General features: G+C 52.1%; 19 protein-coding genes and 1 pseudogene. 12 read left to right on the top strand and 8 right to left on the bottom strand.

Annotation, left to right across the window (positions count from 1 at the left end; translation table 11 throughout):
* The first annotated feature begins 16 nt into the window (after positions 1 to 16).
* The 4 genes from LY85_RS06190 (at position 17) to LY85_RS06175 (ending at position 5,142) form a co-directional block, all read left to right on the top strand.
* A complete protein-coding gene (locus LY85_RS06190; protein ID WP_141825916.1) occupies positions 17 to 973 on the top strand; it encodes a C-terminal binding protein in 957 nt (318 codons plus the stop codon).
* An 87-nt stretch (positions 974 to 1,060) separates the two neighbouring features.
* Complete coding sequence (locus LY85_RS06185) at positions 1,061 to 1,909, top strand: sulfide/dihydroorotate dehydrogenase-like FAD/NAD-binding protein (protein WP_141825915.1); 849 nt, start codon at positions 1,061 to 1,063, stop codon at positions 1,907 to 1,909.
* On the top strand, positions 1,902 to 3,299 hold the full coding sequence (gltA, locus tag LY85_RS06180) for an NADPH-dependent glutamate synthase (protein WP_141825914.1): 1,398 nt from the start codon (positions 1,902 to 1,904) through the stop codon (positions 3,297 to 3,299). The genes LY85_RS06185 and gltA overlap by 8 nt, the downstream gene beginning before the upstream one ends.
* Before the next feature lie 79 nt (positions 3,300 to 3,378).
* Positions 3,379 to 5,142 (top strand): methyl-accepting chemotaxis protein, encoded by a 1,764-nt coding sequence (locus tag LY85_RS06175; RefSeq protein ID WP_185741128.1) that lies wholly within the window; start codon positions 3,379 to 3,381, stop codon positions 5,140 to 5,142.
* A gap of 161 nt (positions 5,143 to 5,303) precedes the next feature.
* On the opposite strand, the gene LY85_RS06170 is transcribed toward LY85_RS06175, so the two are convergent.
* Positions 5,304 to 6,728: an MFS transporter gene (locus LY85_RS06170; protein WP_141825912.1), complete on the bottom strand. Its 1,425-nt coding sequence runs from the start codon at positions 6,726 to 6,728 to the stop codon at positions 5,304 to 5,306.
* 181 nt (positions 6,729 to 6,909) lie between these two features.
* Between LY85_RS06170 and LY85_RS06165 the strand changes: the two genes are divergently transcribed.
* Positions 6,910 to 7,782 (top strand): LysR family transcriptional regulator, encoded by an 873-nt coding sequence (locus LY85_RS06165; RefSeq protein ID WP_141825911.1) that lies wholly within the window; start codon positions 6,910 to 6,912, stop codon positions 7,780 to 7,782.
* Positions 7,783 to 7,875: 93 nt separating this feature from the next.
* Here the strand turns inward: LY85_RS06165 and LY85_RS06160 are convergent, their stop codons facing one another.
* The 6 genes from LY85_RS06160 to larA form a co-directional block, all read right to left on the bottom strand.
* A complete protein-coding gene (locus LY85_RS06160) occupies positions 7,876 to 8,574 on the bottom strand; it encodes a FadR/GntR family transcriptional regulator (RefSeq protein WP_141825910.1) in 699 nt (232 codons plus the stop codon).
* A 248-nt stretch (positions 8,575 to 8,822) separates the two neighbouring features.
* Positions 8,823 to 9,965: an acyl-CoA dehydrogenase gene (locus LY85_RS06155; protein WP_038325343.1), complete on the bottom strand. Its 1,143-nt coding sequence runs from the start codon at positions 9,963 to 9,965 to the stop codon at positions 8,823 to 8,825.
* Between the two features lie 31 nt (positions 9,966 to 9,996).
* Positions 9,997 to 11,001, bottom strand: coding sequence for an electron transfer flavoprotein subunit alpha/FixB family protein (locus LY85_RS06150; protein ID WP_141825909.1), 1,005 nt, complete (start codon positions 10,999 to 11,001; stop codon positions 9,997 to 9,999).
* A 16-nt stretch (positions 11,002 to 11,017) separates the two neighbouring features.
* Positions 11,018 to 11,824, bottom strand: coding sequence for an electron transfer flavoprotein subunit beta/FixA family protein (locus tag LY85_RS06145; RefSeq protein WP_141825908.1), 807 nt, complete (start codon positions 11,822 to 11,824; stop codon positions 11,018 to 11,020).
* Between the two features lie 32 nt (positions 11,825 to 11,856).
* The gene (locus tag LY85_RS06140; RefSeq protein ID WP_141825907.1) at positions 11,857 to 13,293 is read right to left on the bottom strand and encodes an FAD-binding oxidoreductase; all 1,437 of its coding nucleotides are present in this window, start codon (positions 13,291 to 13,293) and stop codon (positions 11,857 to 11,859) included.
* A 37-nt stretch (positions 13,294 to 13,330) separates the two neighbouring features.
* Positions 13,331 to 14,611 (bottom strand): nickel-dependent lactate racemase, encoded by a 1,281-nt coding sequence (gene larA / locus LY85_RS06135; protein WP_141825906.1) that lies wholly within the window; start codon positions 14,609 to 14,611, stop codon positions 13,331 to 13,333.
* A gap of 396 nt (positions 14,612 to 15,007) precedes the next feature.
* On the opposite strand from larA, the gene LY85_RS06130 reads away from it, so the two are divergent.
* The 6 genes and pseudogenes from LY85_RS06130 (at position 15,008) to LY85_RS06105 (ending at position 21,693) form a co-directional block, all read left to right on the top strand.
* The gene (locus LY85_RS06130) at positions 15,008 to 16,558 is read left to right on the top strand and encodes a lactate permease LctP family transporter (protein ID WP_038325338.1); all 1,551 of its coding nucleotides are present in this window, start codon (positions 15,008 to 15,010) and stop codon (positions 16,556 to 16,558) included.
* A gap of 507 nt (positions 16,559 to 17,065) precedes the next feature.
* Positions 17,066 to 17,815 carry a GNAT family N-acetyltransferase gene (locus LY85_RS06125; RefSeq protein WP_141825905.1) on the top strand — a complete coding sequence of 250 codons (750 nt, stop codon included), beginning with the start codon at positions 17,066 to 17,068 and terminating at the stop codon, positions 17,813 to 17,815.
* Positions 17,816 to 17,920: 105 nt separating this feature from the next.
* On the top strand, positions 17,921 to 18,757 hold the full coding sequence (locus tag LY85_RS06120) for a VanW family protein (protein ID WP_243122496.1): 837 nt from the start codon (positions 17,921 to 17,923) through the stop codon (positions 18,755 to 18,757).
* Positions 18,758 to 18,867: 110 nt separating this feature from the next.
* Positions 18,868 to 20,040 (top strand): HAD family hydrolase, encoded by a 1,173-nt coding sequence (locus LY85_RS06115; RefSeq protein ID WP_141825904.1) that lies wholly within the window; start codon positions 18,868 to 18,870, stop codon positions 20,038 to 20,040.
* Positions 20,041 to 20,893: 853 nt separating this feature from the next.
* Positions 20,894 to 21,082 (top strand): annotated as a pseudogene (locus LY85_RS19490) (SPFH domain-containing protein); the annotation flags it as partial.
* A 125-nt stretch (positions 21,083 to 21,207) separates the two neighbouring features.
* Positions 21,208 to 21,693, top strand: a complete 486-nt coding sequence (locus tag LY85_RS06105; RefSeq protein WP_185741127.1) for a GNAT family N-acetyltransferase — start codon at positions 21,208 to 21,210, stop codon at positions 21,691 to 21,693.
* Between the two features lie 127 nt (positions 21,694 to 21,820).
* On the opposite strand, the gene LY85_RS06100 is transcribed toward LY85_RS06105, so the two are convergent.
* Positions 21,821 to 23,023: an AraC family transcriptional regulator gene (locus tag LY85_RS06100; protein WP_141825901.1), complete on the bottom strand. Its 1,203-nt coding sequence runs from the start codon at positions 23,021 to 23,023 to the stop codon at positions 21,821 to 21,823.
* 154 nt (positions 23,024 to 23,177) lie between these two features.
* On the opposite strand from LY85_RS06100, the gene LY85_RS06095 reads away from it, so the two are divergent.
* Positions 23,178 to 24,443, top strand: coding sequence for an extracellular solute-binding protein (locus LY85_RS06095; protein ID WP_141825900.1), 1,266 nt, complete (start codon positions 23,178 to 23,180; stop codon positions 24,441 to 24,443).
* The last annotated feature ends 34 nt before the right edge of the window (positions 24,444 to 24,477 follow it).

The raw sequence follows: 24,477 nt of genomic DNA, 5'->3' as shown, positions 1-24,477 counted from the left end.
GAATAGAGGGATAAATATGAAGGTTGTTATCACGGATTTTGAATACCCAAATGTTGACCAGGAAACAAAAATTATCACGGAATCCGGCGCGCAGCTGCAGGCGTGCCATTTAAAGACGGAAGAAGAAATCATCGCCGCGGTGCGGGACGCGGAGGCGGTCATTGTCCAGTACGCGGTTATCACCAGGAAAATCATCGATCATATGCAGAACTGCAAAATGATTATTAAATACGGTATCGGCGTCAATAACATTGATTCCGCGGCGGCGACCGAAAAGGGGATTTACGTCTGCAATGTTCCTGATTACGGCGTTGACGAGGTGTCCAACCACGCGATCGCGCTGCTTCTGGCGCTGGCGAAAAAGCTGCCCGTGATTACAAAGGCGCTGCGCGGCGGCGACTGGGGCTACACCAGCGCGGTTCCGCTTTTCCGTCTGGCCGGTTCCACGCTGGGGCTGGTCGGTCTGGGCCGGATTCCTTCGCTGGTGGCGAAAAAAATGTCCGGGTTCGGCATGCGCATCCTGGCCTTTGACCCGTATATGACGCCGGAAGCCGCCCGCGAACGCGGCGCGGAGCTTGTGGATTTTGAGACCCTGTGCAGGGAAAGCGATTTTATTTCCATCCATTGCCCGCTGACGGACTCCACCACACACCTGTTTGATGAAAAGGCTTTCGCGCTCATGAAAAAGACCGCCTTCCTGATCAATACGGCCCGCGGGCCGGTCATCGACGAACAGGCGCTGGTTCAGGCGCTGAAATCAGGGAAAATCGCCGGAGCCGGTCTGGACGTCTTTGAAAGCGAACCGATCTCTCAGAAAAGCGAGCTGCTGAGGATGGAGAACGTCATCGCCACGCCCCACTGCGCGTGGTACAGCGAAGAAGCGATTTCCACCTTGCAGCGCAAAGTGGCCGAGGAAGTGGTCAATGTCCTCGGCGGCAATCCTCCTTTTAACCGTACGAATAAAATTTCCTGATTTTTTATAAAAAGAGACGCCATGCGCGAAATCCATCGGATTGCAGATTGCGCGCATGGCGTAAATTTTTAAATAAGAGGTAGAACGATGTTTACGATTGTGGGAAAGCGGATATTGAATGATTCAATGACATTGATGGCGGTAGAAGCGCCATATATTGCGAAAAAGGCGAAGGCCGGCCAGTTCATTATTCTGCGTGTCAATGAATTCGGGGAAAGGATTCCTCTGACGGTAGCGGATTACGACCGCGAGAAGGGAACCATTACCATTATTTATCAGAAGGTCGGAAAAACGACCCTGATGCTGGATCAGCTGAATGTCGGCGACGCGATTCTGGATTTCATCGGGCCTTTGGGAAAAGCGACCGAGCTGGAGGGCTATAAAAACGTGGCGGTGATCGGCGGCGGCGCCGGCTGCGCGATCGCGTACCCGCAGGCGAAGGCCCTGCACGGCATGGGCGCGAAGGTGGACATGATCGCGGGGTTCCGGAATAAAGACATTATCATCCTGGAAGACGAGATGAAGGCGGTCAGCGACCATCTGATTTTAACCACGGACGACGGTTCCAACGGCAACAAGGGCTTTGTGACCGACGCCCTGCGTAAAAATATTGAGGACGGCGCCGGGTATGACCTGGTCATCGCCATCGGGCCGCTCGTCATGATGCGCGCCGTCTGCAACCTGACAAAGGAATACAACATCAAAACGCTGATCAGCATGAACCCCATTATGATCGACGGGACCGGCATGTGCGGCGGATGCAGGCTGACGGTCGGCGGAAAGACCAAATTCGCCTGTGTGGACGGTCCGGATTTCGACGGCCACGAGGTGGACTTTGACGAGGCCATCAAAAGATCAAGAACCTATTCTGAGTCGGAAAAAGAAGCGACGCGCGAATACAACTGCCGCTTGATGGAGGGTGCGAAAAATGCCTAATATGTCCAAAGTAAAAACGCCGATGCCGGAGCAGGACCCCAATGTGCGCAACAAGAACTTTGAAGAGGTCTCGCTCGGCTATACGGAAGAAATGGCCGTGGAAGAGGCCAAACGGTGCCTGAACTGCAAAAACAAGCCGTGTGTCGGCGGATGCCCGGTCGGCGTGCGCATTTCCGAGTTTATCGGCTGCGTCGCCTCCGGCGATATGGAAAACGCGTACAGGATCATCAAGACGACGAACTCCCTTCCCGCCGTCTGCGGAAGGGTCTGCCCGCAGGAATCCCAGTGCGAGCAAAAATGTGTGCGCGGCATCAAAGGGGAGCCGGTGGGAATCGGCCGGCTGGAGCGCTACGTGGCCGACTGGCACATGAAGCACGGCGGAGCCGAGACATTTGAGGAAAAGCCGAACGGACACAAGGTCGCCGTGATCGGGGCGGGCCCCGCGGGTCTGACCTGCGCCGGAGATCTGGCGGCCCTGGGGTACTCCGTTACCGTGTTTGAGGCGCTGCATACCGCGGGCGGCGTACTGATGTACGGCATCCCGCAGTTCCGGCTGCCGAAGGAGATCGTGCAGAAGGAAATCGACGGCCTGAAGGACAAGGGCGTCGACATCCGGACCGATATGGTCATGGGCAAGGTGCTGTCGGTAGACGAGCTGTTTGAAATGGGCTATGAAGCCGTATTCATCGGCACCGGCGCCGGACTGCCCAGTTTTATGAATATTCCGGGCGAGGAGCTGGTGGGGACTTACTCGGCCAATGAATTCCTGACGAGGGTAAACCTGATGAAGGCCTATCTGGACGAATACGACACCCCGATCATCCGGCCGAAGAACGTCGCCGTCGTGGGCGGCGGCAACGTGGCGATGGACGCCGCGAGGACCGCCAAGCGTCTGGGCGCGGAGAATGTGTATATTGTGTACCGCCGCGCCGAAGAGCAGATGCCCGCGCGGAAAGAGGAAATCTACCACGCGAAGGAAGAGGGCATCCTTTTCAACCTTCTGCGCAATCCCGTTGCCATCCATGGCGACGAAAACGGCAGGGTCAGGTCGATCGAGTGCATCGAGATGGAGCTTGGCGAGCCGGACGCCTCCGGCAGACGCAAGCCGGTGCCCAAAGAGGGTTCGAACTTTGAGATTCCGGTGGACTGTGTGGTCATGGCGATCGGCAACTCGCCGAACCCGCTTATCCGCTCTACGACCGAGGGTCTGGAAGCGAACAGGAAGGGCTGTATCGTTGTGGATGAAGCGACCATGGCGACGACCCGGGAGGGCGTTTACGCCGCGGGCGACGCCGTCAGCGGCGCCGCAACCGTGATTCTGGCCATGGGCGGCGGCAAGGAAGCCGCACGCTCCATCGATCAGTACATTCAGGCCAGGGGGAAGCCCTGAAGACGTCCGCCAAAGGGTGCCTGCCCTGCGGTGGCAGCTTCTTTCTGAATTCTATATGGAGGAAAGGGTGGGGAAGATCATGTTAAAAAATATGAAAATCGGGAAAAAACTGATAATATCCTTTGTTTTGATTACATTCCTTTCGAGCTTCAGCGGTGTAGTAGGATTTATCATTATGAGAACCATGAATCAGCAATATGCGGGCGCGCTGGTTCAGTATGGATTCGCGCAGGGCGACATCGGCCTGTTCAATACCGAGTTTAATAATAACAACGTCATTATGAGGGATATAATTATTCAGCCGGGCGTCAACGAGAGGCTGAAAAGCAAAGAGGAGCTGGACCAGTCCAGTGCAAAGCTGGTACAATACCTTACCAAAATGAAATCCGGGATTATCGGCAGTAAAGAACAGGGCTACTATGATACGATTATGGGCGATCTGCAGGAATACACGGTTGCGCGGGATCAGACGGTTCAGCTGGCCATTTCCGGAAAAGACACGGATGCTTATATCATGATGTTCCAGAAATGTTCCCCGCTTTCTCTGGAACTGCGCACGGCCATCGATTCCTTGGTTACGGAAAAGACGAATTCGGGAAATCAGTTGTCCAAAAGCCTGACCGCGCAGGGGGAACGTGCTTACGTGATTATGAGCGCGATTCTTCTGATTTCCATTCTGCTGTCCGTCCTGATCGCAGTCTTCATTTCGCGCGGAATCAGCAGGCCGGTTTCTGAACTGCTGAGCGCGGCACGGAAAATGGCCGAAGGCGACTTGAAAGTTCGAGTGAAGGTAAAATCGAGGGACGAAATCGGCCAGCTGGGAAACGCGTTTGCGGAAACAATCGAAACTCTGAATCAGTACATAACGGATATTCAGTCCACACTGCTCCAGGTGGAACAGGGAGATTTAAACGTGGCGCGCCGTTTTGAGTATAAGGGCGATTTTATCCAGCTGCAAAAATCGATCGAAGCGATCATCCTGTTTATCAACGATACGATTACTCAGATGCAGCAGGCCTCTCAGCAGGTCGCAGGGGGTTCCGAGCAGCTGTCCTCCGGCGCTCAGGAGCTGGCACAGGGCGCGACGGAACAGGTGAATTCCGTGGAAAGACTGTCCGCCGCGGTTGCCGAAATTTCAGCGCAGGTCAAAGAGAACGCGGAGCATGCGGAAAAGGCCAGCGCCAATGTGGAGGACGTGAACTCTGAAATAGAAATATGCAATCAGCATATGCAGAAAATGGTTCAAGCCATTTCCGGCATTCACGATTCCTCTCAGCAAATCGAAAAAATCATCAAAACCATTGAGGACATCGCCTTTCAGACAAATATTCTCGCACTCAACGCCGCGGTAGAGGCCGCGCGGGCCGGAAGCGCCGGAAAGGGCTTCGCCGTGGTGGCGGATGAGGTACGGAACCTTGCGGGCAAGAGTGCCGAGGCGGCGAAGGACACAACGTCATTGATTCATAACTCCATCGGCGAGGTGAAGAATGGGACCGTCATCGCGGATGAAACCGCGAAATATCTGCTTCATGTGGTGGAAAGTACAAAAGCTGTTTCTGAAATTGTAGGACACATTTCAAAAGCCAGCGTGAGACAGTCGGACGCGGTTGAGCAGGTGAACCGTGACGTGGAGCGGATTTCCAGCGTTATTCAGACGAATTCCGCGACAGCGGAAGAAAGCGCGGCGGCAAGCGAGGAGCTTTCCGGACAGGCCCAGATCATGAAAGCCCTTGCGGAACAGTTTAAGCTCAGGGTGGAAGCGGCCGGCCAGAATCAGGCTGAGGATGAAGAACCGGAAAATACCGTATCGGAAATTGCAATGCGGCAGGCGGCGTCCGTCTGATCTATGAAAATTCGTTCTGATACAGTCCGGAAGTCCCTTTTGGCATGAAAATACCCCCAAAGTTGTTTTCAGTATGCGCTACTGTCTGACTTTTGGGGGATTTCATCTGCACCGGGTTTGGTGGTATGTTATGAACTTATTCGGCAATCGCCGGAGGGCGGTCAATCGGTTGTATTCCCTGCCGCAGGCGTTTTGGGGGGACGCAGTGCGACCAGGCCGATCAGCAGCGCGCATGCCAGGATACACGTTGTGACCAAAAACGTATTGTGGATGCTGGAGGCAATCTTTTGGGGGCTTGCACCGCCGATCGACGTCGTGCTGGCGAACGCATAGAAGACGGCGCCGATCACCGCTGCGCCGGTAGTCAGCCCGATGGTACGCGATAGATTGAGAAGGCCCGATGCCAGTCCGCGCTGTTCGGGCTTCGCGTGCGAAATAATAGAGGCGTTGTTCGGCGTCTGAAAAAAAGCAAGGCATCCGTTAAAGAGAAACCATATCATGGAAAACGTAACGTTGCCCGTCGAAAGGCTGACCGTCGACATCAGCAGAGAGCCTACCCCCATGGCCGCTATCCCGAAAATCATGACGGGAAAGTCGCCGAAACGTTTTGCGGCGGCAGCCGCTAACGGTGTCAGCAGTGCGCAGCCGACCGCGCCCGACATCATCATGACCCCCGACACGGAAGTGGAAAGCCCCTTTGCCTGTTGAAGGTAAAAGGGGAAAATCACAACCGCCCCGGTCGTGGTCGTGTAAATCAGCACGCTGATTGCAAGGCTCGCGCTGAATACAAAGTTCCGAAACATATTCAGGTCGACGAGCGGGAAGTCCGTCCTTTTTTCAAGGAACAGGAAGACGGCGATCCCCGCGGCGGCTCCGGCGCCGAGCAGGAGAACGCTTTTGCTGAGCCCCTGATTTTCGGCGAGGGTAACGCCCAGCACATAGCAGACCAGCGTGGCGGTCAGGACAAGCAGGCCCCGTATATCGAGCTTTCTGACCTTCTCCGTAACGGGGAGGGTGGGGAAGCGCAGGGCGCACAGGAACGCGGCTACGCCGATCGGCACATTCAGAAAAAAGACCGATCTCCAGCTGAAAACACCGATCAGAAGCCCTCCGACAGAGGGGCCCAGGGCGAAACCGGTCGGGAGCATGACGGTAAGAATGGACATGCCCTGGGTGATTTTTTCTTTCGGAATCATGTCGCCCGCGATGGCGAAGGACAGCGCCATCAGAATCGAGCCGCCGATTCCCTGAAGGGCACGGAACACGATCAGCTCGTAAATGGAACCGGACGTGCCGCACAGCAGAGATGCCAGCGTGAACAGTCCGATACCGAAGAGAAAGATTCTTTTTTTACCGAAAATATCGCCGATGCGCCCGATACCGACGATCAGCGCAGTAACGGCCAACAGGTAGCTGAGCACGACCCATTGAAGGCTTGTAAAGTTTGCGTTCAGGGCTTTCCCGATGGTTGGCAGCCCGATATTGACGATATTGGTGTCGATTGCGGACATCAGCGTGGTAAGGGAAAGGACAAAAATGACTAAACCGTATCCGGTCGTTTTACCGGGTTCACTGGTCTGAGACATGCTGGTTACTCCTTTATTGATGCCGCCTTCCTTTTTTCGCCGTGTTACCCATTCAGACGAAGGGAACGGATCATGATCTGTTTTTCATTATATATTAGGATAAACCATGTTTTTGGGTTTGCCTAATTGCCATTGCGCATATGGGGTATAGCTGAAACGCATACCTCGTGAAAGGAATACGATGGTCAGTTTAGAACAAATACGATATTTCCTCGAAATCGTCCGCTGCGGCAGCCTGAATAAGGCCTCCGAACGCCTTTATATCTCACAGCCGTCGCTTTCAAAACAGCTCCGGCAGCTTGAAAAGGGGCTTGGCTGCGGGCTGCTTAACCGAAGCTACGACGGCGTGAAGCCGACTCCGCAGGGAAAGCTCCTCTATGAGAGAATGAGCGGCGTAATGAATCAGTTTGATCAGGCAGTCGACCTGGTGAGGCGTTTTGAAGAGGTTCCTCAGCTGCGTATCGGCGGGCTCGAAAACCTTGTGACTTATTTTCTCCCCCGGTATATGGAAAAGCTGAAAGCGGGCGGGCGAAATCAGGTGACCGTCGACACCTGCTTTTCCAACGGGGAACTCGTGAATGGCGTCGAAAACGGAAAGTTCGACATGGCGCTGCTTTCCGATGCGCAGCCGCAGCGGAACATTGCCGTGATCCCGCTCATGACGGAGACGCTTTATGCGGTATTTCCCGTGGCGCATCCCCTGTATTATCGGGAGGAGATCAGCTTCAGGGATATCGTCCTGCATGAAAAGCTTGTGCTCTATAAGGACCCGTGCACGATCCGTGCTTCCATACGCAGGGAGTGCGGCCGAATGGGAGTCGTACCCGATCTTGCGCTGGAGCTTGATCTCACCGAGTCGCTTCTCAGCTATGTAAGCAGCGGGGAGGGGATTACTTTTCTGCCTTCGATTGTGGCGAACGGGATTCAGTCCCCGTCCATCGCCGTGCGGGAAATCAGCCGGCCCCCGATTTACCGGGAAATTTCCGTCGCTATGAAAAAAGAAAAGGTACCCTCTTATCTGCCGATGTTTACCAAAGACGCAGCTGAGGTCTGAATCTGACCACAGTTGGGCTGTTTAAACGGAAAGTCCAAAAAGACCGTTTTGCGGAGTACTTGCTGAAAGCCTGACAAAAAAGCCCAGAAAGAATTACGAGCGGTCGATCGACGCGTCTACAACTTCAAAGTGCTCCTGAATCGCGCGGACCGCGTCGTCCTCGTCGTTGCGGCTCAGGGCGTCCACCAGCTTTTCGTGCGACAAATGGAGCTGTTCTCCCTGTTCGTCCTCCTGCACGATGCGCCCGTACATGATGCTGATAAAATCATTGATGGTCGAAAGCATGGCCATGAAAATCGCGTAGATCAGCTTGTTGCCGGCGGCTTCACAGAGAAGCGTATGAAATTTCTGGTCGAGCAGGGAGGCTTTTTCGGCGTCCGGCTCCTCGCGCATCCGGCGTACCAGATCCGCCAGCTTGGCCGTCTGACGGGGAAGGATGCGGCTGGCCGCCAGGCGCGCCGTCTCGGATTCCAGCCCCCTGCGCAGCTGGCTCACCTGCCTAAAGTTGGTTTCTCCCATCATCATCATGATCCGGAGCGTCTCGCTCAGATTCTGCTCCAGATCGCACGATATGAAATTTCCTCCGCCGTGTACGCTGGAGATGAAACCCATCATGCTCAGCGTGCGCATCGCCTCTCTTACGGAGTTGCGGCTTACGCCAAGCAGCTCCGCCAAATCTCGCTCCGAAGGCAGCCGCTCTCCCCGTTTGAGGTTTCCGCGCCAGATTTCGTCCTTTACATAGTCAATCACCCGTTCATAGGCTTTTTCACTTTTTTCCGCTTTTGCGTCCATAGAAACATCTCCCTGCAGCCAGGCTGCCGTCTCGCGGTTTTCTGCCGAAAATTCCTTTGATAATCTATGCAGAGAACCGTAGAATTTATTTATTTTCAAGTTTGATTTTTGAGTTCCATATAACTACGTATTATAGCATTTCTGTGTGTCTTAAACAAGAGTCATTCAACTGCAGCCGCAGAGACAGCAAGCCGCCGGCTTGCTGCTAGTATGGATAAACGAGTATGGATAAAAAGGAGTAAGTGAATTTATTTGACGCCCATCCAGCCCGAGATGACCATGCGCTGTACTTCGCTGGTTCCTTCGTAAATCTCAGTGATTTTTGCGTCGCGCATCATGCGCTCAAACGGATATTCACGTGTGAAGCCGTAGCCTCCGACCAGCTGCACACAGCGGCGGGTCACGTCGCTGGCGGTGTCGGCGGCAAAAAGCTTCGCCATTGCGGCAAGGTGGCTGTATGGGTCGCCGTCCTGCTTGGCCTGCGCCGCGCGGTACGTCAGCAGACGGGCCGCATCGACATGCGTCTGCATATTGGCCATTTCAAACTGCGTATTCTGGAACTGGCTGATGCGTTTGCCAAACTGGATGCGCTGGGTAATATAGGGAATGGTCTGATCGATACAGCCCTGAGCGATGCCGACAGCCTGCGCGGCAATGCCGATCCGGCCGCCGTCCAGCGTCATCATGGCAACCTTGAAGCCCTTGCCGATTTCGCCCAGAAGATTCCCCTTGGGAATGCTGCAGTCTTCAAAGACCAGCTCACAGGTGGAGGAGCCGCGGATTCCCATTTTCTTTTCATGGGAACCGATGCGGAAGCCGGGAGTGTCCTTCTCGACAATAAAAGCGGAGATTCCCTTGGTTCCCAGACTCTTATCCGTCATTGCGAAAACAACAAAGACGGACGCAAACCCTGCGTTGGTGATGAATATTTTTGAGCCGTTAAGAAGCCAGGAGTCGCCCTTGTCCTCGGCAACCGTGCGCTGCATGGCGGCGTCGGTTCCGGCGCCGGGCTCAGTCAGGGCAAAGGCGCCCAGTTTTTCGCCGGAGCACAGGTCCGGCAGGTATTTTTGTTTCTGCTCCTCCGTGCCGAAAGCGAAGATCGGCCAGGCGCACAGGGAGGAGTGCGCGGAAAACATAGTGCTGGTGGCCGCGCAGTGCTTTGAGATTTCCTCAACCGCGGCAATATAGGAAAGGTAGCTCAGGCCGGCTCCGCCCGCTTCTTCCGGGTAGGCCATGCCCATCATGCCCATTTCGGCCAGCTGATGCCAGGTCTGCTCGGGAAATTTCTCCTGCTCGTCAATTTCCGCAGCAATCGGAGCGACCGACTTTACGCAGAAATCATGCAGCATATCCAGGATATCCTGTTCTTCGGCGGTAAATTTAAAATCCATATTGAAAGACCCCTTTTCTTGTTAATCAATCTCAGGCTCTTGCTTTTTTGATCTCGGCAGTTAATGCGGGGACGATCTCAAAAAGATTGCCCACAAAACCGTAGTCCGCGACACCGAAAATCGGGGCGTCAAAATCCTTGTTGATCGCCACGATGACGTCGGAGGAGCTCATACCGGCCAGATGCTGGATGGCGCCGGAAATGCCGCAGGCAATATACAGTTTCGGGCCGACGGTTTTGCCGGTCTGGCCGACCTGATGGGAATGGGTGATCCAGCCCTCGTCCACCGCCGCGCGGGACGCGCCGACGGTAGCGCCCAGCACGTCCGCCAGTTCATGGAGAATTTGAAAGCCTTCCGGCCCGCCGACACCGCGGCCGCCCGAGACGATGATGTCCGCGCCTTCAAGGTCGACGATTTCGCCCGCGGCCTCACGGATGGTTTCCAGCAGTTTGGTCCGGATCTGATCCGCCGACACATGGAAGTCCTCGCGGATGATCTCCGCCTTGTCTTCACAGACGTCGGGCTTCTTAAACACTCCCGGCCGCACCGTACCGAGCTGCGGGCGATGATCCGGACAAAGGATTACCGCCATCAGGTTTCCGCCGAATGCCGGTCGGGTCCAGGCGATATTGCCGCTGGCTTCGTCGATGTCCAGCGCGGTGCAGTCGGCGGTCAGGCCGGTGCCGAGGCGGCAGGACAGGCGCGGCCCGAGGTCGCGGCCGTTCGGGGTAGCGCCGATCAGCATACTCGTAGGTGCGTATTTTTCAAGCAGGTGCGCCAGCGCGGCGGTGTAAGCGTCCGTGGTGTAGCGCTGAAATTCCTCGCTGTCCACTACGATCACCTGATCCGCTCCGTGAGCGCCCGCTTCTTTTACGGCTGCATCCGTGTGGCAGCCGATGACAACGGATACCAGCTTGCCGCCCTGCTTGTCGGCCAGGTGGCGTCCGGGGTTCAGTAATTCTATTCCGACATTCTTGGCAGTGCCGTCTTCATTTGTTTCCAAAAATACCCAAAGGTCCTTGGTTTTGGCTTCCATTTCCGATCCCTCTCTTTCAAATCACGTGCGCTTTGCTCAGCAGCTCATATAGCTTGTGAGCGGACGCTTCGGTGGTTTCTTCCTTGACCACAACGCCGGCTTCTTTGCGCGGCGGCACATAGGTGCGCTTCACTTTTGTGGGCGAACCTTTCAGGCCGGCGTGCTCCGGGTCGATGTTTGTCAGCTCCGCTGCGGTAAGCTGGGTGATCTGCGCTTTGCGCGCCGCCATCTTGCGTTTGATGGTCGGGAAACGGGGATCGAAAGAAGGTTTGGTAAAGGTAATCAGGCAGGGCGTCTGTACGCCGATGACTTCCTTGCCGTCTTCCGCCTCGCGGTAGACATGAAGGCCGTCTTCCGCCGATTTTACCTCCAGTGCGTAGGTTACCTGCGGGTAGCCCAGGTGTTCCGCGATTTCCGGGCCAACCTGTGCGGTATCGCCGTCGATCGCCTGCTTGCCGCAGAAGATCGCGTCAAATTTCGCGCCTTCCAGCTCTTCGACCTTTGCGATTGCCCTGCTAAGGATATAGCTGGTGGCCAGCGTATCGGAACCGCCGAAGATGCGGTCCGTCACCAGGTAAGCGTTGTCGGCCGCAATGGCCAGGCACTCCCGCAGCGCGTTTTCCGCCTGCTTCGGGCCCATGGAAAGCACCACGATTCTGGTGTCCGGCGCGTCGTCCCTCAGGCGTGCCGCCGCTTCCAGCGCGTAGCCGTCGAATGGGTTGACGATACTTGGCACACCGTCGCGCACCAGGGTGTTGGTGACCGGATCGATCTTGATTTCATTGGTATCCGGTACCTGTTTGACACATACAAGAATGTTCATATCGTTACTCCTTTTAAATGATTCTCCTAAAACTATTCTCCCTTTCTCGTCAGGTCCATACAAACCTTGCCGGGGTTCAAAATCAGCTTCGGATCAAATACTTTTTTAATACCGCGCATCAGCTCCATGTTTACCGGGCCCATTGCGCTTTCAAGGAAATGTACCTTCCCGTAGCCGATGCCGTGCTCACCGGAAATCTGGCCGCCGAGCTCCACTGTCTTCTTGTAGAGAGCGCTCAGGAACTGCTCGACCTGCTTCTTGAATTCTTCCTCTTCCATTTCCGTGGAGCAGGTGTAGATATGCAGGTTGCCGTCTCCGGCGTGGCCGAAATATTTTACCTCAAAATCATAGTTTTGCTTGATCTCATTGACATATGCGACATAGGACGCAATTTTGTTTACAGGAACGACCACGTCGCATTCATCCAGCAGCTTGGTCTGCTCCTCGATGCCCTCCAGGAAAGAGGAACGGGTCGCCCAGATGTCTTTCAGCTTCGGCGCCGTATCCGCCACCAGAACGTCCAGCGCGCCTTCTTCCACCAGCATTTCGGATGCGCTCTCGACGATCGGGTCCAGTTCATCCATGGAATCGCCGTCAAAAGTAACCAGCAGATAAGCGCCGACGTCCGTGCCGTCGATCTTGCGGGGGAAGACCTGCTTGCCCAGATACTCTTCGGAAGAAATCAGGATTTCCTTCTCAAAGAACTCCAGTGCCTGCGGACGGAAATGCTTCATAAAGAATTTCGGTACGGCAGAAATGCAGACCTCCAGGTCCTCGAACGGAGCCATCAGGCTTACGGTGGCCTGCGGGGCGGGGATGAGCTTCAGGGTCAGTTCGGTGATGATGCCCAGCGTGCCTTCCGAGCCGATCATCAGGTTCGTAAGGCTGTAGCCGGAACTCGTCTTGGAAACCGTGCCGCCGAAACGGGTGATGTCGCCGTTCGGAAGGACTACGGTCATGGCGCGGACATAGTCGCGGGTAGCGCCGTATTTTACGGCGCGCATGCCGCCCGCATTGGTGGCAACGTTGCCGCCCAGGGTAGCCATCTTCTCGCCCGGGTCCGGGGGATACATGCAGCCGTGTTTCAGCGCGTCGTCGGCCAGCTGCTGCAGCAGGACGCCGGGCTGTACCGTGACCGCGAAGTTTTCAAGGTCGTAGGCCAGAATCTTGTTCATGCGCATGGTGCAGAGTACGACTCCGCCGCAGACCGGGGTGCAGCCGCCCACCAAACCGGTGCCGGCGCCGCGGGTCGTGACCGGAATGTTGTGCTCATAGCAGATTTTCATGATGGCGGAGACTTCCTCCGTGCTCTGCACGTCGATGGTGACGTCGGGCATGCGGGTACCGTAAATGGGCATTTCGTCGCGGGAGTAGTCCGGGTTGACATCTGCGCCGGTGACCACGTGACCGGGCGCCGCTTTTTCCAGTTCAGCAAGAATCTCCTGTGTGACCGGATTATAATTTGCCATGATAAATCCTCCTGATAAAATATTTTTATAAAAGCTGTTAAGCCGATTCTCTCACCATAACGGAGATGCCGTTGGGGATCACGACCAGATGGGCGTCCGCGCCTTTGATGTCCCTTGCTTCCTTCAAAGCGGTATCCACATCCGGGGCCCACGCGATCTTCATGTCTTCAATCGTCTTCCGCTGTTCGGGTTCGGTGACATAGATGACATGGTGCTTGCACAGCACGCGGCAAAGGATCTGGAATTCCCACTGGTCGGGCTGGGTCCGGTCCTGCGGGGTGGCGAGAATCTGTTCCGTCAGCTTTTCCGGGGAAACGCAGTCGCGCAGCGCACGGTAAAAGCTTTCTCCGCCGTGTCCGTCGCTGCAGGAGCTGACCATGATCAGCACGGCGCCCGGCGCCGCTGCGGCTTCCGCCGCGGTAAGGCCTTTTACGCTCTGGTAAATATTCTGGTCCAGCGGGTGACCTCCGTTGCTGGAAATCACGATATCGCCGCGCTGCTCCGGCTGCACCTGACAGTATTTCAGCAGCAGGTCGCAGCCCCGGCGGTGGGCGGTGATGGCGTCCCCGGCAAAGGCGGCGACCACATGCTTATCTTCGTCAATAATGACGTTCACTATGTATGCCAGATGCGCCATTTTTGCCGCGGCGAGCATATCCTTGTGCAGCGGGTTGCCGTCCAGAACGCCGGTGCGCGCATAAGGCGAAGCGATAAATTCGGAGCAATGGTTGCCAAGCACCGTCACCTGATCGCAGACACCCGGTAGCACGCTCTTGCGCCCGCCGGAAAAACCGGCGAAGAAATGCGGTTCGATAAAGCCCTCGGCAACAAGCAACTCTGTTTGTGCCGCTATTTTGTCGATCACGCACGCTGCTCCGGAAGGAAGCACGCCAATCTGCACATTGCCGGATGCGTCCCGGCTGTCATGGATTACGATTTTTTCATGCTCTACGATATCCCGGCCGAGCTTCGCCACCAGCTCTTCCTTGCCGGTCGGACGGTGGAAGCCGGTGGCCACCAGCAGCGTCACATCGATATCCGGGCTGCCTTCGCGCAGCTCGGCCAGCATGGCGGGGAGAATGTGCTTGCTCGGGACCGGACGCGTGTGGTCGCTGATAATGATCGTGCAAGTCTTTTTGCCGGCGGCCAGTTCCCGCAGGCGGGGGGAGTCGATCGGATTGGCCATAGCGGCCAGCACCAGGCCGTCCTCCGTGTCGGCGGCTTTGAGTTCTTCCACATGGGATTCCAGAATTTCCGCATCGCTGAGATCCGCGTGCAGCGGCATCCCGGATTTGCCAAAGGGAATCATGACAGACATGAAAGCGCCTCCATTCTGAATTTTACACCAACCGTTTACAGATGCAAGCGGTAAAAACCACCTTAAAATTGGTAGCTCCACTTATGTATGCTATCATCTTACCACATTTTATTTTTAATACAATGCCAAAACGAGTGATTCTATTTTTCTGACAAAATTAAACTTGGATATTCGTCAAATATACTAAAATATAATTTTGGATATAACTTCATATGGACTTTATGCTAATTTGAGGATATAATGTGTCCAGTATAGAAATATTCTTTTTTGAGAGAATTCGTTTTTGCTGCTGTTCATTCTATATATCGCCGGAATGTTTGTCGAAACTGGTAGAACCAAAAGCGGGTAAACTGTGACTATTGCAGCCACTGAAATAAATAGGGGAGGTCTCTTATTATGCTTCAGTCCTATCTTGCTCTGGTGCCAATCGTCTGGCTGATTATCGCGCTTACATATCTAAAGATGCCCGGTCACAAGGCGTGCCTCAGCGCGCTGGCCGTTGCCGTCGTTCTGGCGCTGACGCTTTGGCGTATGCCGGCGGCGGAATGCGCCACCTCCGCCCTGGAAGGCTTTGCCACCGCGCTGTGGCCGATCATTCTGGTTATCATCGCCGCCATTTTTACCTATAACCTTTCTTTAAAAACCGGTGCCATGGACATTATTAAGCGGATGCTCACAGGCGTTTCCGCCGACAAGCGTCTCCTGATCCTGCTGGTTGGCTGGTGCTTCGGCGGATTTCTGGAGGGCATGGCCGGCTTCGGCACGGCAATCGCCATTCCGGCAAGCATGCTGGCCGGAATGGGCATGAATCCGATTGAGGCCTGTGTGGTCTGCATGATCGCCAACGCCTTTCCCACCGCGTTCGGTTCCGTCGGCATCCCTACCGTTACCCTGCAGGCGGTGACCGGGCTGGATGTGCTGCCGCTGGCCTTTACGACGGTATTTCAGATGGTGCCGTTTATGATTCTGGTTCCGTTCCTGATGGTCATCGCGGGCGGGGGCGGCGTCAAGGCGCTGAAGGGCGTTGTGGGCATCACGCTGGTGTCCGGCCTGTCCTTCGTCCTGCCTGAGCTGGTTGTTTCCAGATTCCTCGGGCCGGAGCTGACCGTTATCGTGGGCTGCGTCGTCTCGCTGGCCTGTACCTTCCTGATGGCCAGGGCACGGAAAAATAAGCCGGTTCCCCCGGAGTACGATATGAGCGCGGGGATTGCCGGCACAGCGCAAAAGCAGGATGAACCGGCAATGCCGCTCGCGGTGGCCGGCCTGCCGTTTATTCTTATTTTCGTGCTTCTTCTGCTGACCTCCAAGCTGGTTCCGCCGGTCAACAGCTTCCTTTCTATTTTCAAATCTACCGTAAAGATCAGCACGGCCCCGAGTGCCGGTCCTGTTTCTTTCAGCTGGATCAATACACCCGGCATCATCATTTTTGTCGCCACAGTAATTGGCAGCCTTGTGCAGAAAGCCAGCGGAAAGATGATGTGGCAGGCGCTGACCGGCACGGTGAAGCAGATGTCTAAAACGATCATTACCATCATGTCCGTGCTTGCCGTTGCCAAAATTATGACATATTCCGGGATGATCGCCGATATGGCGCATCTTTTTGTCGTTCTCACCGGCCGCTACTATCCGTTTGTGGCGCCGATCATTGCCGCGATCGGTGCGTTCGTCACCGGCAGCGGCACCAATACCGAGGTGCTGCTGGGGACCCTGCAGACGGCTGCCGCGCAGCAGATCGGCGTTTCCAAGTACTGGCTCGCCGCGGCGAACTCTCTGGGCGCCGGCGTCGGTAAAATTATGTCTCCCCAGTGCGTTGCCACTGCGGTGGCGGCTGTCGGCCTCGTCGGTCAGGACAGCAAAGCGCTGCGCGCGGTCCTCAAGTGGGCGCTCATTATGCTTGCGATTACCTGTGTGGTAGTCGGCTTCGGCGTTCCTCTTTCTCCTGCCTGAGCACTGCTGACGGCTTCCGGGTGTTTTGGATACGGCCGGACGTCCTTTCAGCACATCAGGATTTCTGATTTACAAACAAGCTTGGCATGCGTAGCCATACATTTCCTTCCAGCGACCTAAGGAGCCTTTCTTCCGCCGATGTTTCAGCGGAAGAAAGGCTCCTGCTGTTCTATGGGACACACGAAACGATTTGCCTTTTCGGTTGGGGGTTATAGAATTGTTTATTGTTTATATTCGGTATTTGCAGTATAATATAGCCAAATTATGTCGGCTACAGCAATTCCATTTCAGTTTGCGTGACAAAACAGGTTTCTCCCCCGCCGAAGGCGGGGGAGAAACGCAAATTTGTTGCAGAATCAACTGGAAATGCTGTAGAATCTTTACGGTAAGACGATAATCCTTTTCGCTGGCCAGCGGTGGAGCCGTGGCCTGTATTGGGAATGGGCTGCTGCCTGGTTCAGGCCTTGTTTGTAAAATCAAGAGTCAGTCAGAGAGGAAAATGAAAATATGTGTAATGATTTTATAAACTTAACAACGGAGAACCTTGTCAATGAGCATCTATGCTGTATTATACGCAGTAAAAAACCACATCATGGCGTTGAGGCAAAGCGACAATGGCTTTCTGAACGACTGAAGGAAGGGCATGTTTTTAGGAAGTTAAATGCAAAAGCCACGGTTTTTATTGAATATGCTCCTCTTGAAACTGCGTGGGTTCCCATTATTGGCGACAACTATTATTATCTGTATTGCTTATGGGTTTCTGGCAGTTATAAAGGAAAAGGGTATGGAAAATCGTTGATGGAGTATTGTTTGGCAGATGCTAAGGAAAACGGAAAATCCGGCATTTGCATGCTCGGAGCGAAGAAACAAAAATCTTGGCTTTCAGACCAATCGTTCGCGAAGAAATTCGGCTTTGAGGTTATTGATCATACCGATAATGGCTATGAGTTGCTTGCACTTTCTTTGGATGGAACAATGCCAAAGTTCGCACAAAATGTTAAAAATGAAAAGATTGAAAGCAAAGAGTTAACAATTTATTATGATCTGCAATGCCCCTTTATCTATCAAAACATTGAGACGATAAAACAATATTGTGAAATGAATGACGTTCCTGTGTCTTTCATTCAAGTGGATACGCTGCAAAAAGCAAAGGAATTGCCCTGCGTTTTCAACAACTGGGGTGTGTTTTATAAAGGAAATTTTGAGACAGTGAATTTGTTAGATATTGCCTACTTAAAAAGAATACTTGAAAAATGAAAATACAATTTGGCTTTTCACTTAGGAGTATCCTATTCAAAAAGCGAAATGCTCCAAACCTGTGGCTGCGGCTATTTGATCTCAGTTTATCAACGGGAGAATGGAATGATGGAGAGAAAGCGCAAACTTTTCTGTGAGATATCACCATTTACATACAAATTATCTTTACTGAAGTGTCGGGTTATACGCCATGTTTTGAATTTTACCTGTCTTAAAAAATTCGCCATAACAAAAAGCAATGAGAGTTTACCCGTTTTGGTATATAGACATAAATCGTTAATTCGCCGGAAGCTGGGAAATGTAGATGTACAGTTACAAAACAATAAAGCGGTGAATTTAAATATTGCCGCGCCGAAAGTATCAAATGTTATGATACGCCCCGGAGAGTGCTTTTCGTTTTGGAAATTAGTAGGTTCCTGCACTGTGAAAAAGGGGTACAAAGAAGGGCTGACCATCAGTAACGGACAACTGGGAAAAGATGTTGGCGGCGGTATGTGTCAATTCACAAATCTGATCCATTGGATGATTCTACATACCCCCATGCAGATTGTGGAACATCATCATCATGACGGAATGGATTTGTTCCCCGATTATGGCAGGCAGATTCCGTTTGGGGTTGGGACTTCCATTATGTACAACTATCTGGATTACCGCTTTATCAATCCAACTGAGTACGTCTTTCAGCTGATCGTTTATACGACGTCGGAATATTTGTGTGGGGAACTAAGGGCTGATAAGGAACTTCCATATAAATATCATATTAAATTGACAGATGAATTTTTTTCTAAAGAAGCGGATGGAATATTTCGCAACAACTGTATTTATAGAGAATGTTATGATAAGAAAACAGGCAACCTTATTACAAAAGAGTTAATGAAAAGAAATCATGCAAAAGTGATGTATGATACGAGTAAACTCCTAATAACAGAGCGTACTGCGTAAGTCTTCTGAACCCGGGAATTTCCTTCCAACATTTTAGTTTGCGGGACAAAACACGTTCACGGTTTGTTTGGGACAGGCAATTGAAAAACTGGTTAAATGAGGTGTGAAATATGAGCCAAAAAGAGTTTGAACGGGAAAGCAAAGGACAGAAACCTGTACTGGCAATTTGCTACGATTTTGACAAAACCTTATCGCCGAATGATATGCAGGCACAGGGTTATATTCAATCGGTAAAATATGACGTGGGGGATTTTTGGACGGAATCCAACGAACTGGCCGAGAACAACGAGATGGATCAGAACCTGGCGTATATGTACAAAATGGTTCAGACAGCGGAAGGCAACATCGTCTTTACCAAAGAGAGATTGACTGACTACGGCGCACATGTTACTTTGTTTCCCGGTGTGGAGGACTGGTTCAAAAGAATCTGTGAATATGGGACTGAAAAAGGGGTTATTGTTGAACACTACATCATTTCCTCCGGGCTGAAAGAGATGATTGAGGGGACATCTGTTGCCAAACAGGGTGTTTTCAAAAAAATATATGCCAGTTCGTTTTACTATGATCCCCAAACCGGCGTTGCAAAATGGCCGGCGCAGGTCGTGAACTATACCAATAAAACACAGTTTTTGTTCCGAATTGAAAAAGGAGTTCTGGATATCAACGACCAGGGTGTCAATGATTCTTTTGCCCCTGAAGAAATGCGTGTACCGTTTCGCAATATTGTCTATATTGGCGACAGCGACACCGATATTCCTTGCATGAAGCTTGTGAATTCCTATGGCGGGCATTCCATTGGTGTTTATAATGCTGCGACGAATGATAAATCTAAAGTTTATAAAATGATGCACGACGGCAGGATAAAGTACTATGTACCGGCTGATTATTCGGAAGGAAAGGAATTGGACAACCTGGTGAAGTCAATTATTGACCGTACGGTTGCCAATGAGGTTTTGGAGGATATTTACTATCAATGTAAAAAGGAAAACCTTGAAGCCGATAAACAAAACAATGAAGAAGGCCGCAAAAAAACGGATTTACTCATTGCGCTGGAGAGCAGTGGAAGTTTTGCAACGACACATTCCACAATAAAAGCACTGAATGGCTTTGACAACTGGACGTCAGACGAAAAGGAACTGTTATTTAACATTGCGGTTGAGAATAGCCAGGTGTTTTATGTCCTGGGCGATTTGGATGTAAAAATTTTCTATCAAAATCTGCTTAGGAATATTCCAAGGCTTACGGAAAACGCAAGAAAAGTAAAGGAGAAAATTGAAAAATAAAACGGAGGGGTAAGGAGCGAACGTTATGGATCAACCATTATCATTTACTTCCGTCATCGACAGCGCGGCAAAACTCCCGTTTGTCCATGTGGGCCGGGAAGAGTTCCTGGCCAAGAACCTCGGCAAGCTGTGTACAGAAAAGCAGTTGCAAAAGGCTATCGAAGAGGGAACGCTTCATGCTGACATTCCGAATGCAACATTGGACAGTTTGGCAAACGCGGTGATTCATGCAGAAACCATCAAGGTAACCGCCATATCAACAGCAGCGGGCTTGCCGGGTGGATTCGCTATGGCGGCAACTATCCCGGCTGACTTGGCGCAGTTCTACGGATTTGTAATCCGTACTGCGCAGGAATTGGCATACATATACGGTTGGGACGAGATATTTACCGAATCGTCTGAGCTTGACGCGAACACGGAGTCGCAACTTATTTTGTTTATCGGCGTGATGTCCGGTGTGGGAGCCGCCAACACGGCGGTGGCCAAATTATTCGGTGAAACGGCAATGAATGCTGTTGCAAAAAGGGTTGCCGCCAAAGCGCTTACCAAAACGTGGTATTATCCGATTGTCAAGAAAATTGCGGCAATGTTGGGGCAAAAAATGGTGAAGGCAACATTTGCCAAGGGCGTATCAAAAGCTGTGCCTATCCTTGGCGGAGCTATCTCCGGCGGCCTCACGCTGGCAACGTTTAAACCGATGGCACACAGGCTCCGGAAGCATCTCTCAACAATGGCTCATATGTCGCCGGAAGAGTTTGCCGAATACGAAGCCGCTATTGTCATTAATGCGGAAGACTCAGACACAGATGACGGGATTGTTGAGGCAGAATTTGAGAAGACTTCGACAGACTGTTGGGTGTGTACTTGCGGTGCAAAGAGTAAAGGCAAATTCTGCCCAGACTATGGCAAAGCAAAGCCCGCCGGGATACCGCAATACCAATGTGACAAGTGCGGTTGGGAACCGGATGATAAGACTCACCCGCCGAAGTTCTGTCCGGAGTGTGGCGACCCGTTTGATGAAGGCGATATAGTATTGGTATAACATCAACCATATTCGGCTGCCGTGAACTTCGCGCAAGGTGAGCGGGGCACTCTTCCAGCTTTCTATAAGACCACTTCTAAAAAAGGAAATAGATTATGACAAATGCCGAATTCAGGAGAAATACAATGGGATATAAAATAGAAAAAGTCCCTATGGAGGAAAAGGAGAATGTGCTTGAAATTTATGAAGCTTTAAAAGGCAGTTATGGCTGCACATGGGACTCTGATTATCCGGTTATCGAAGATGTTGTCAGGGATATTCATAGCGGTTCCCTGTACGGTGTTTTTAAAGATCAGGAACTGATTGCCGTAGCTGCCGCGGGGAAAGATGATGAATTAGCACATTTGTCCTGTTGGGATCGGTCGCTGAAGAACGCGTGCGATCTGGCACGTGTTGCGGTAAGGGCTGATTATCAAGGTCGGGGAATGGCAAAAATACTGATTACAGGGATAGAAAAAGATGGAACGGAAAGAGGATTCGACGGCATTCGTTTGATCGTCGGCAAAAAGAACCCTTATGCGATAAAGCTCTATGATTCGTTAGGCTACCTATGCTGTGGGGAAGCTTCCATGTACGGCAATGAATGGTTCTGCTACCAAAAGAAATTATGACAGAGCCAGGCCGGATGAAATAAACTCCAATACCTTGCCGGACCACCGGGACATAAAACAGCTCCATGGCCTTTCGACCATGGAGCTGTTTTATGTCTGACGGTCATTCTTCCCTGAATTTTACCGATCAGCAGGACGGACGGGCGTTTTTGCGGTACTCCTTCGGGGAAACGAAGAGATGCTGCTTAAACACAGTGCAATAGTAGCTTTGATTGCAGAAGTGATAAAAGCTTGCGATATCCGCGATTTCGTAATCTGTGTAAGCAATGAAATAGGTCGATTCCTCAATCCTCCGCCGTGCGATAAAGTCGGTAAGCGAGCATCCGACCTCTTTTTTGAAGATACTGCTCAGATAATTCGGATGCACATACGCGTGCTTCGCAATATCGGCCAAACTCAGTTTTTGCGTCAGGTTGTTGTTGATATATTGCAGCGCGGAAAAGATAGGACGCGAATATTTTGCCGAGGTTTTATCCTTCGCCAGCTTGATGAACTCTTTTAACATTTCCTGCTCAAAGTTGCGCACCTCGGAAATGCCGTTCATCTTTTCGATCTGCTGAATAAAGGTGTCGCTGTAGGTAAAAGCGATATCCGGGAACACCCCGGCTTCGATCACCGCGCGCGTAAAAAAGGAGCAGGAACAGATGATTGAATTCTTGAGGGAGCGCAGCGGGTCCTTTGCCAGAACCGCACGACTGAGCAGGTTGATTTCCATCAGTGTGTTCAGCGCGCCGTCTATATCGTAAATTTTGATTTGGTTAACGATCTTTTTTTCCAGAAAGAACGGCGGGTGCGAAAACATCTTTTCCTGATTTTTATGGGTATTCTGAAAGTATTCCTGAATAAATCCGACTTCCTTGCCGATCGGGTGGGAATCCGGCGTTTTGTTCATGTTTCTGGCATTGAAAAGCGATGCGATCAGTTTTCCGCAATAATAATATGTTTGGGGAGTGATTTCGTTGATGCCCTGATAATAGGACTCCAGCTTCTGCTTCAATTTGATCGGGATTTTTTCACTTTGGATCATGTTTACGATCATACCGTCCCGTACCGGCTCTGTCAAAAAAGGTCCCGCGGCTACAACGTAAGTATCGTCGAATACATATACAACGAAAAGCTCGCCGAACTCACTGGAAAGATATTGTACGGTGTTGTATTCGTGAGGGCTGTATTGAATAGGTAAGGCGGATTCCCCTGTAATGATTTGCCCGGCTGTCACCAGAGCTTCGGGAAAGGATTGCTCGATTCGATCGTTCTTTAAGATACTGACGGGAAGCTGGGTCGCATAATAAAAGACCTTCACTTGCTCAGATAAATCAAATTCGAGCATAATTTACACCTGCTCAAATTTATTTTAGATATATTTTTATATCTTATTAAGATTATAACACTAATCTTAATATTTTGAAATACTGATTCCTTTTTTTACGTTATGATAAGATCATTCTCATTGGGTATATAAAAACAAATCTAGGAGGATTGTAATGATGAAAAAGATACTAGCGGCATTTTTGGCAATTGCCATGGCAGCCGGCATGACCGCCTGCGGGGGCCAGCCGGCAAGCTCCTCAAAATCGGCCGATACAGAGAGCCAGGCCGCCGAATCCAAAGCAGAGGCGGCAAACGGACCCGTCACATTGAAATTCGGCGCACAGGCGGATTCCACCCCCGCCACACAGGCTGTTGTAGATGCATTTAACTCGTCCCAGACAAAGTATAAAGTGGAATGGGAACAGTTCACAAACGATTCCGCGCAAATGCACGACCAGCTTTTAACGTCCCTTTCCTCCGGTTCCTCTGACTACGACGTCATTTCACTGGATGTCGTGTGGGCCGGCGAATTTGCCGCGGCAGGGTACCTTTCGCCGCTGGATGTCAAAATGAGCGAGGCAGGCTACAAAAAGACAGATTTTAACAAAGGCTCCATGGACTCCGGCAATTATCAGGGCAAGCAGTACACTCTGCCGTTTTTCCCCGACGTTGCCATGCTGTACTACCGCTCCGACATCGTCTCGAAAGAAGACGGGGAGAAACTTGTCAGCGGCAGCTATACATATGACGATCTTTATCAAATGGCTGCAAAATACAAGGGACAGAAAGGCACTGCCGACGGTTACGTGTTTCAGGCAAAACAATACGAGGGCCTGACCTGCAACGCCAATGAATTTACCGCGAACTTCCAGGACATTAAGGGTGGGCTCCAGGTGATGAATAAATTCATTACTTCCAAGGTTGTGCCCAGCGACGTTCTGAATTATAACGAAGGCTCGACCGACGCCAGCTTTAAAGACGGCAAGAGCGTATTTTCCCGCAACTGGCCGTATCAGTACGGTTTGATCAAAGCCGGAGACGTGGCGGTCAAAACGGAACAGGTCGGGATCGCGCCGCTGCCGAAGGGCGGCTGCGTAGGCGGCTGGCTGTTAGGCATGAATGCAAAATCCAAGAATGCGGACGGCGCATGGGAATTTATCAAGTATCTCGCAGGGCCCGACGGGCAGAAAATCATGTCGACAAAAGGCTCCTATCTTCCGGGCTACAACGCGGTGATGAAGGATGAGGAAGTCATCAAGGCAAATCCGCTGCTTACCATGGAAGGTTTCCAGAAGGCGCTGAATACGACCATCGCACGGCCGGTTTCCGCCCAGTACTCCAAGACAAGCGACACAATTCAGATCAATATTCATAAATATCTTTCCGGAAGTCAGGATGTCGACACCACCGAAAAGGCTGTGCAGGACGCATTGAAATAAATTTGGTAGGCGTGCACCAAAACTGATGCACGCC

The organism is Clostridium sp. KNHs216 (assembly GCF_006714885.1).
Taxonomy (GTDB): domain Bacteria; phylum Bacillota; class Clostridia; order Oscillospirales; family Acutalibacteraceae; genus Caproiciproducens.
This window is presented reverse-complemented; position numbering and strand designations above follow the sequence as displayed.

Coding starts and splice junctions, on each gene's coding strand:
- LY85_RS06190 (WP_141825916.1), top strand. CDS start 17: ATGAAGGTTGTTATCACGGATTTTGAATACCCAAATGTTGACCAGGAA.
- LY85_RS06185 (WP_141825915.1), top strand. CDS start 1,061: ATGTTTACGATTGTGGGAAAGCGGATATTGAATGATTCAATGACATTG.
- gltA (WP_141825914.1), top strand. CDS start 1,902: ATGCCTAATATGTCCAAAGTAAAAACGCCGATGCCGGAGCAGGACCCC.
- LY85_RS06175 (WP_185741128.1), top strand. CDS start 3,379: ATGTTAAAAAATATGAAAATCGGGAAAAAACTGATAATATCCTTTGTT.
- LY85_RS06170 (WP_141825912.1), bottom strand. CDS start 6,728: ATGTCTCAGACCAGTGAACCCGGTAAAACGACCGGATACGGTTTAGTC.
- LY85_RS06165 (WP_141825911.1), top strand. CDS start 6,910: ATGGTCAGTTTAGAACAAATACGATATTTCCTCGAAATCGTCCGCTGC.
- LY85_RS06160 (WP_141825910.1), bottom strand. CDS start 8,574: ATGGACGCAAAAGCGGAAAAAAGTGAAAAAGCCTATGAACGGGTGATT.
- LY85_RS06155 (WP_038325343.1), bottom strand. CDS start 9,965: ATGGATTTTAAATTTACCGCCGAAGAACAGGATATCCTGGATATGCTG.
- LY85_RS06150 (WP_141825909.1), bottom strand. CDS start 11,001: ATGGAAGCCAAAACCAAGGACCTTTGGGTATTTTTGGAAACAAATGAA.
- LY85_RS06145 (WP_141825908.1), bottom strand. CDS start 11,824: ATGAACATTCTTGTATGTGTCAAACAGGTACCGGATACCAATGAAATC.
- LY85_RS06140 (WP_141825907.1), bottom strand. CDS start 13,293: ATGGCAAATTATAATCCGGTCACACAGGAGATTCTTGCTGAACTGGAA.
- larA (WP_141825906.1), bottom strand. CDS start 14,611: ATGTCTGTCATGATTCCCTTTGGCAAATCCGGGATGCCGCTGCACGCG.
- LY85_RS06130 (WP_038325338.1), top strand. CDS start 15,008: ATGCTTCAGTCCTATCTTGCTCTGGTGCCAATCGTCTGGCTGATTATC.
- LY85_RS06125 (WP_141825905.1), top strand. CDS start 17,066: ATGTGTAATGATTTTATAAACTTAACAACGGAGAACCTTGTCAATGAG.
- LY85_RS06120 (WP_243122496.1), top strand. CDS start 17,921: ATGATGGAGAGAAAGCGCAAACTTTTCTGTGAGATATCACCATTTACA.
- LY85_RS06115 (WP_141825904.1), top strand. CDS start 18,868: ATGAGCCAAAAAGAGTTTGAACGGGAAAGCAAAGGACAGAAACCTGTA.
- LY85_RS06105 (WP_185741127.1), top strand. CDS start 21,208: ATGGGATATAAAATAGAAAAAGTCCCTATGGAGGAAAAGGAGAATGTG.
- LY85_RS06100 (WP_141825901.1), bottom strand. CDS start 23,023: ATGCTCGAATTTGATTTATCTGAGCAAGTGAAGGTCTTTTATTATGCG.
- LY85_RS06095 (WP_141825900.1), top strand. CDS start 23,178: ATGATGAAAAAGATACTAGCGGCATTTTTGGCAATTGCCATGGCAGCC.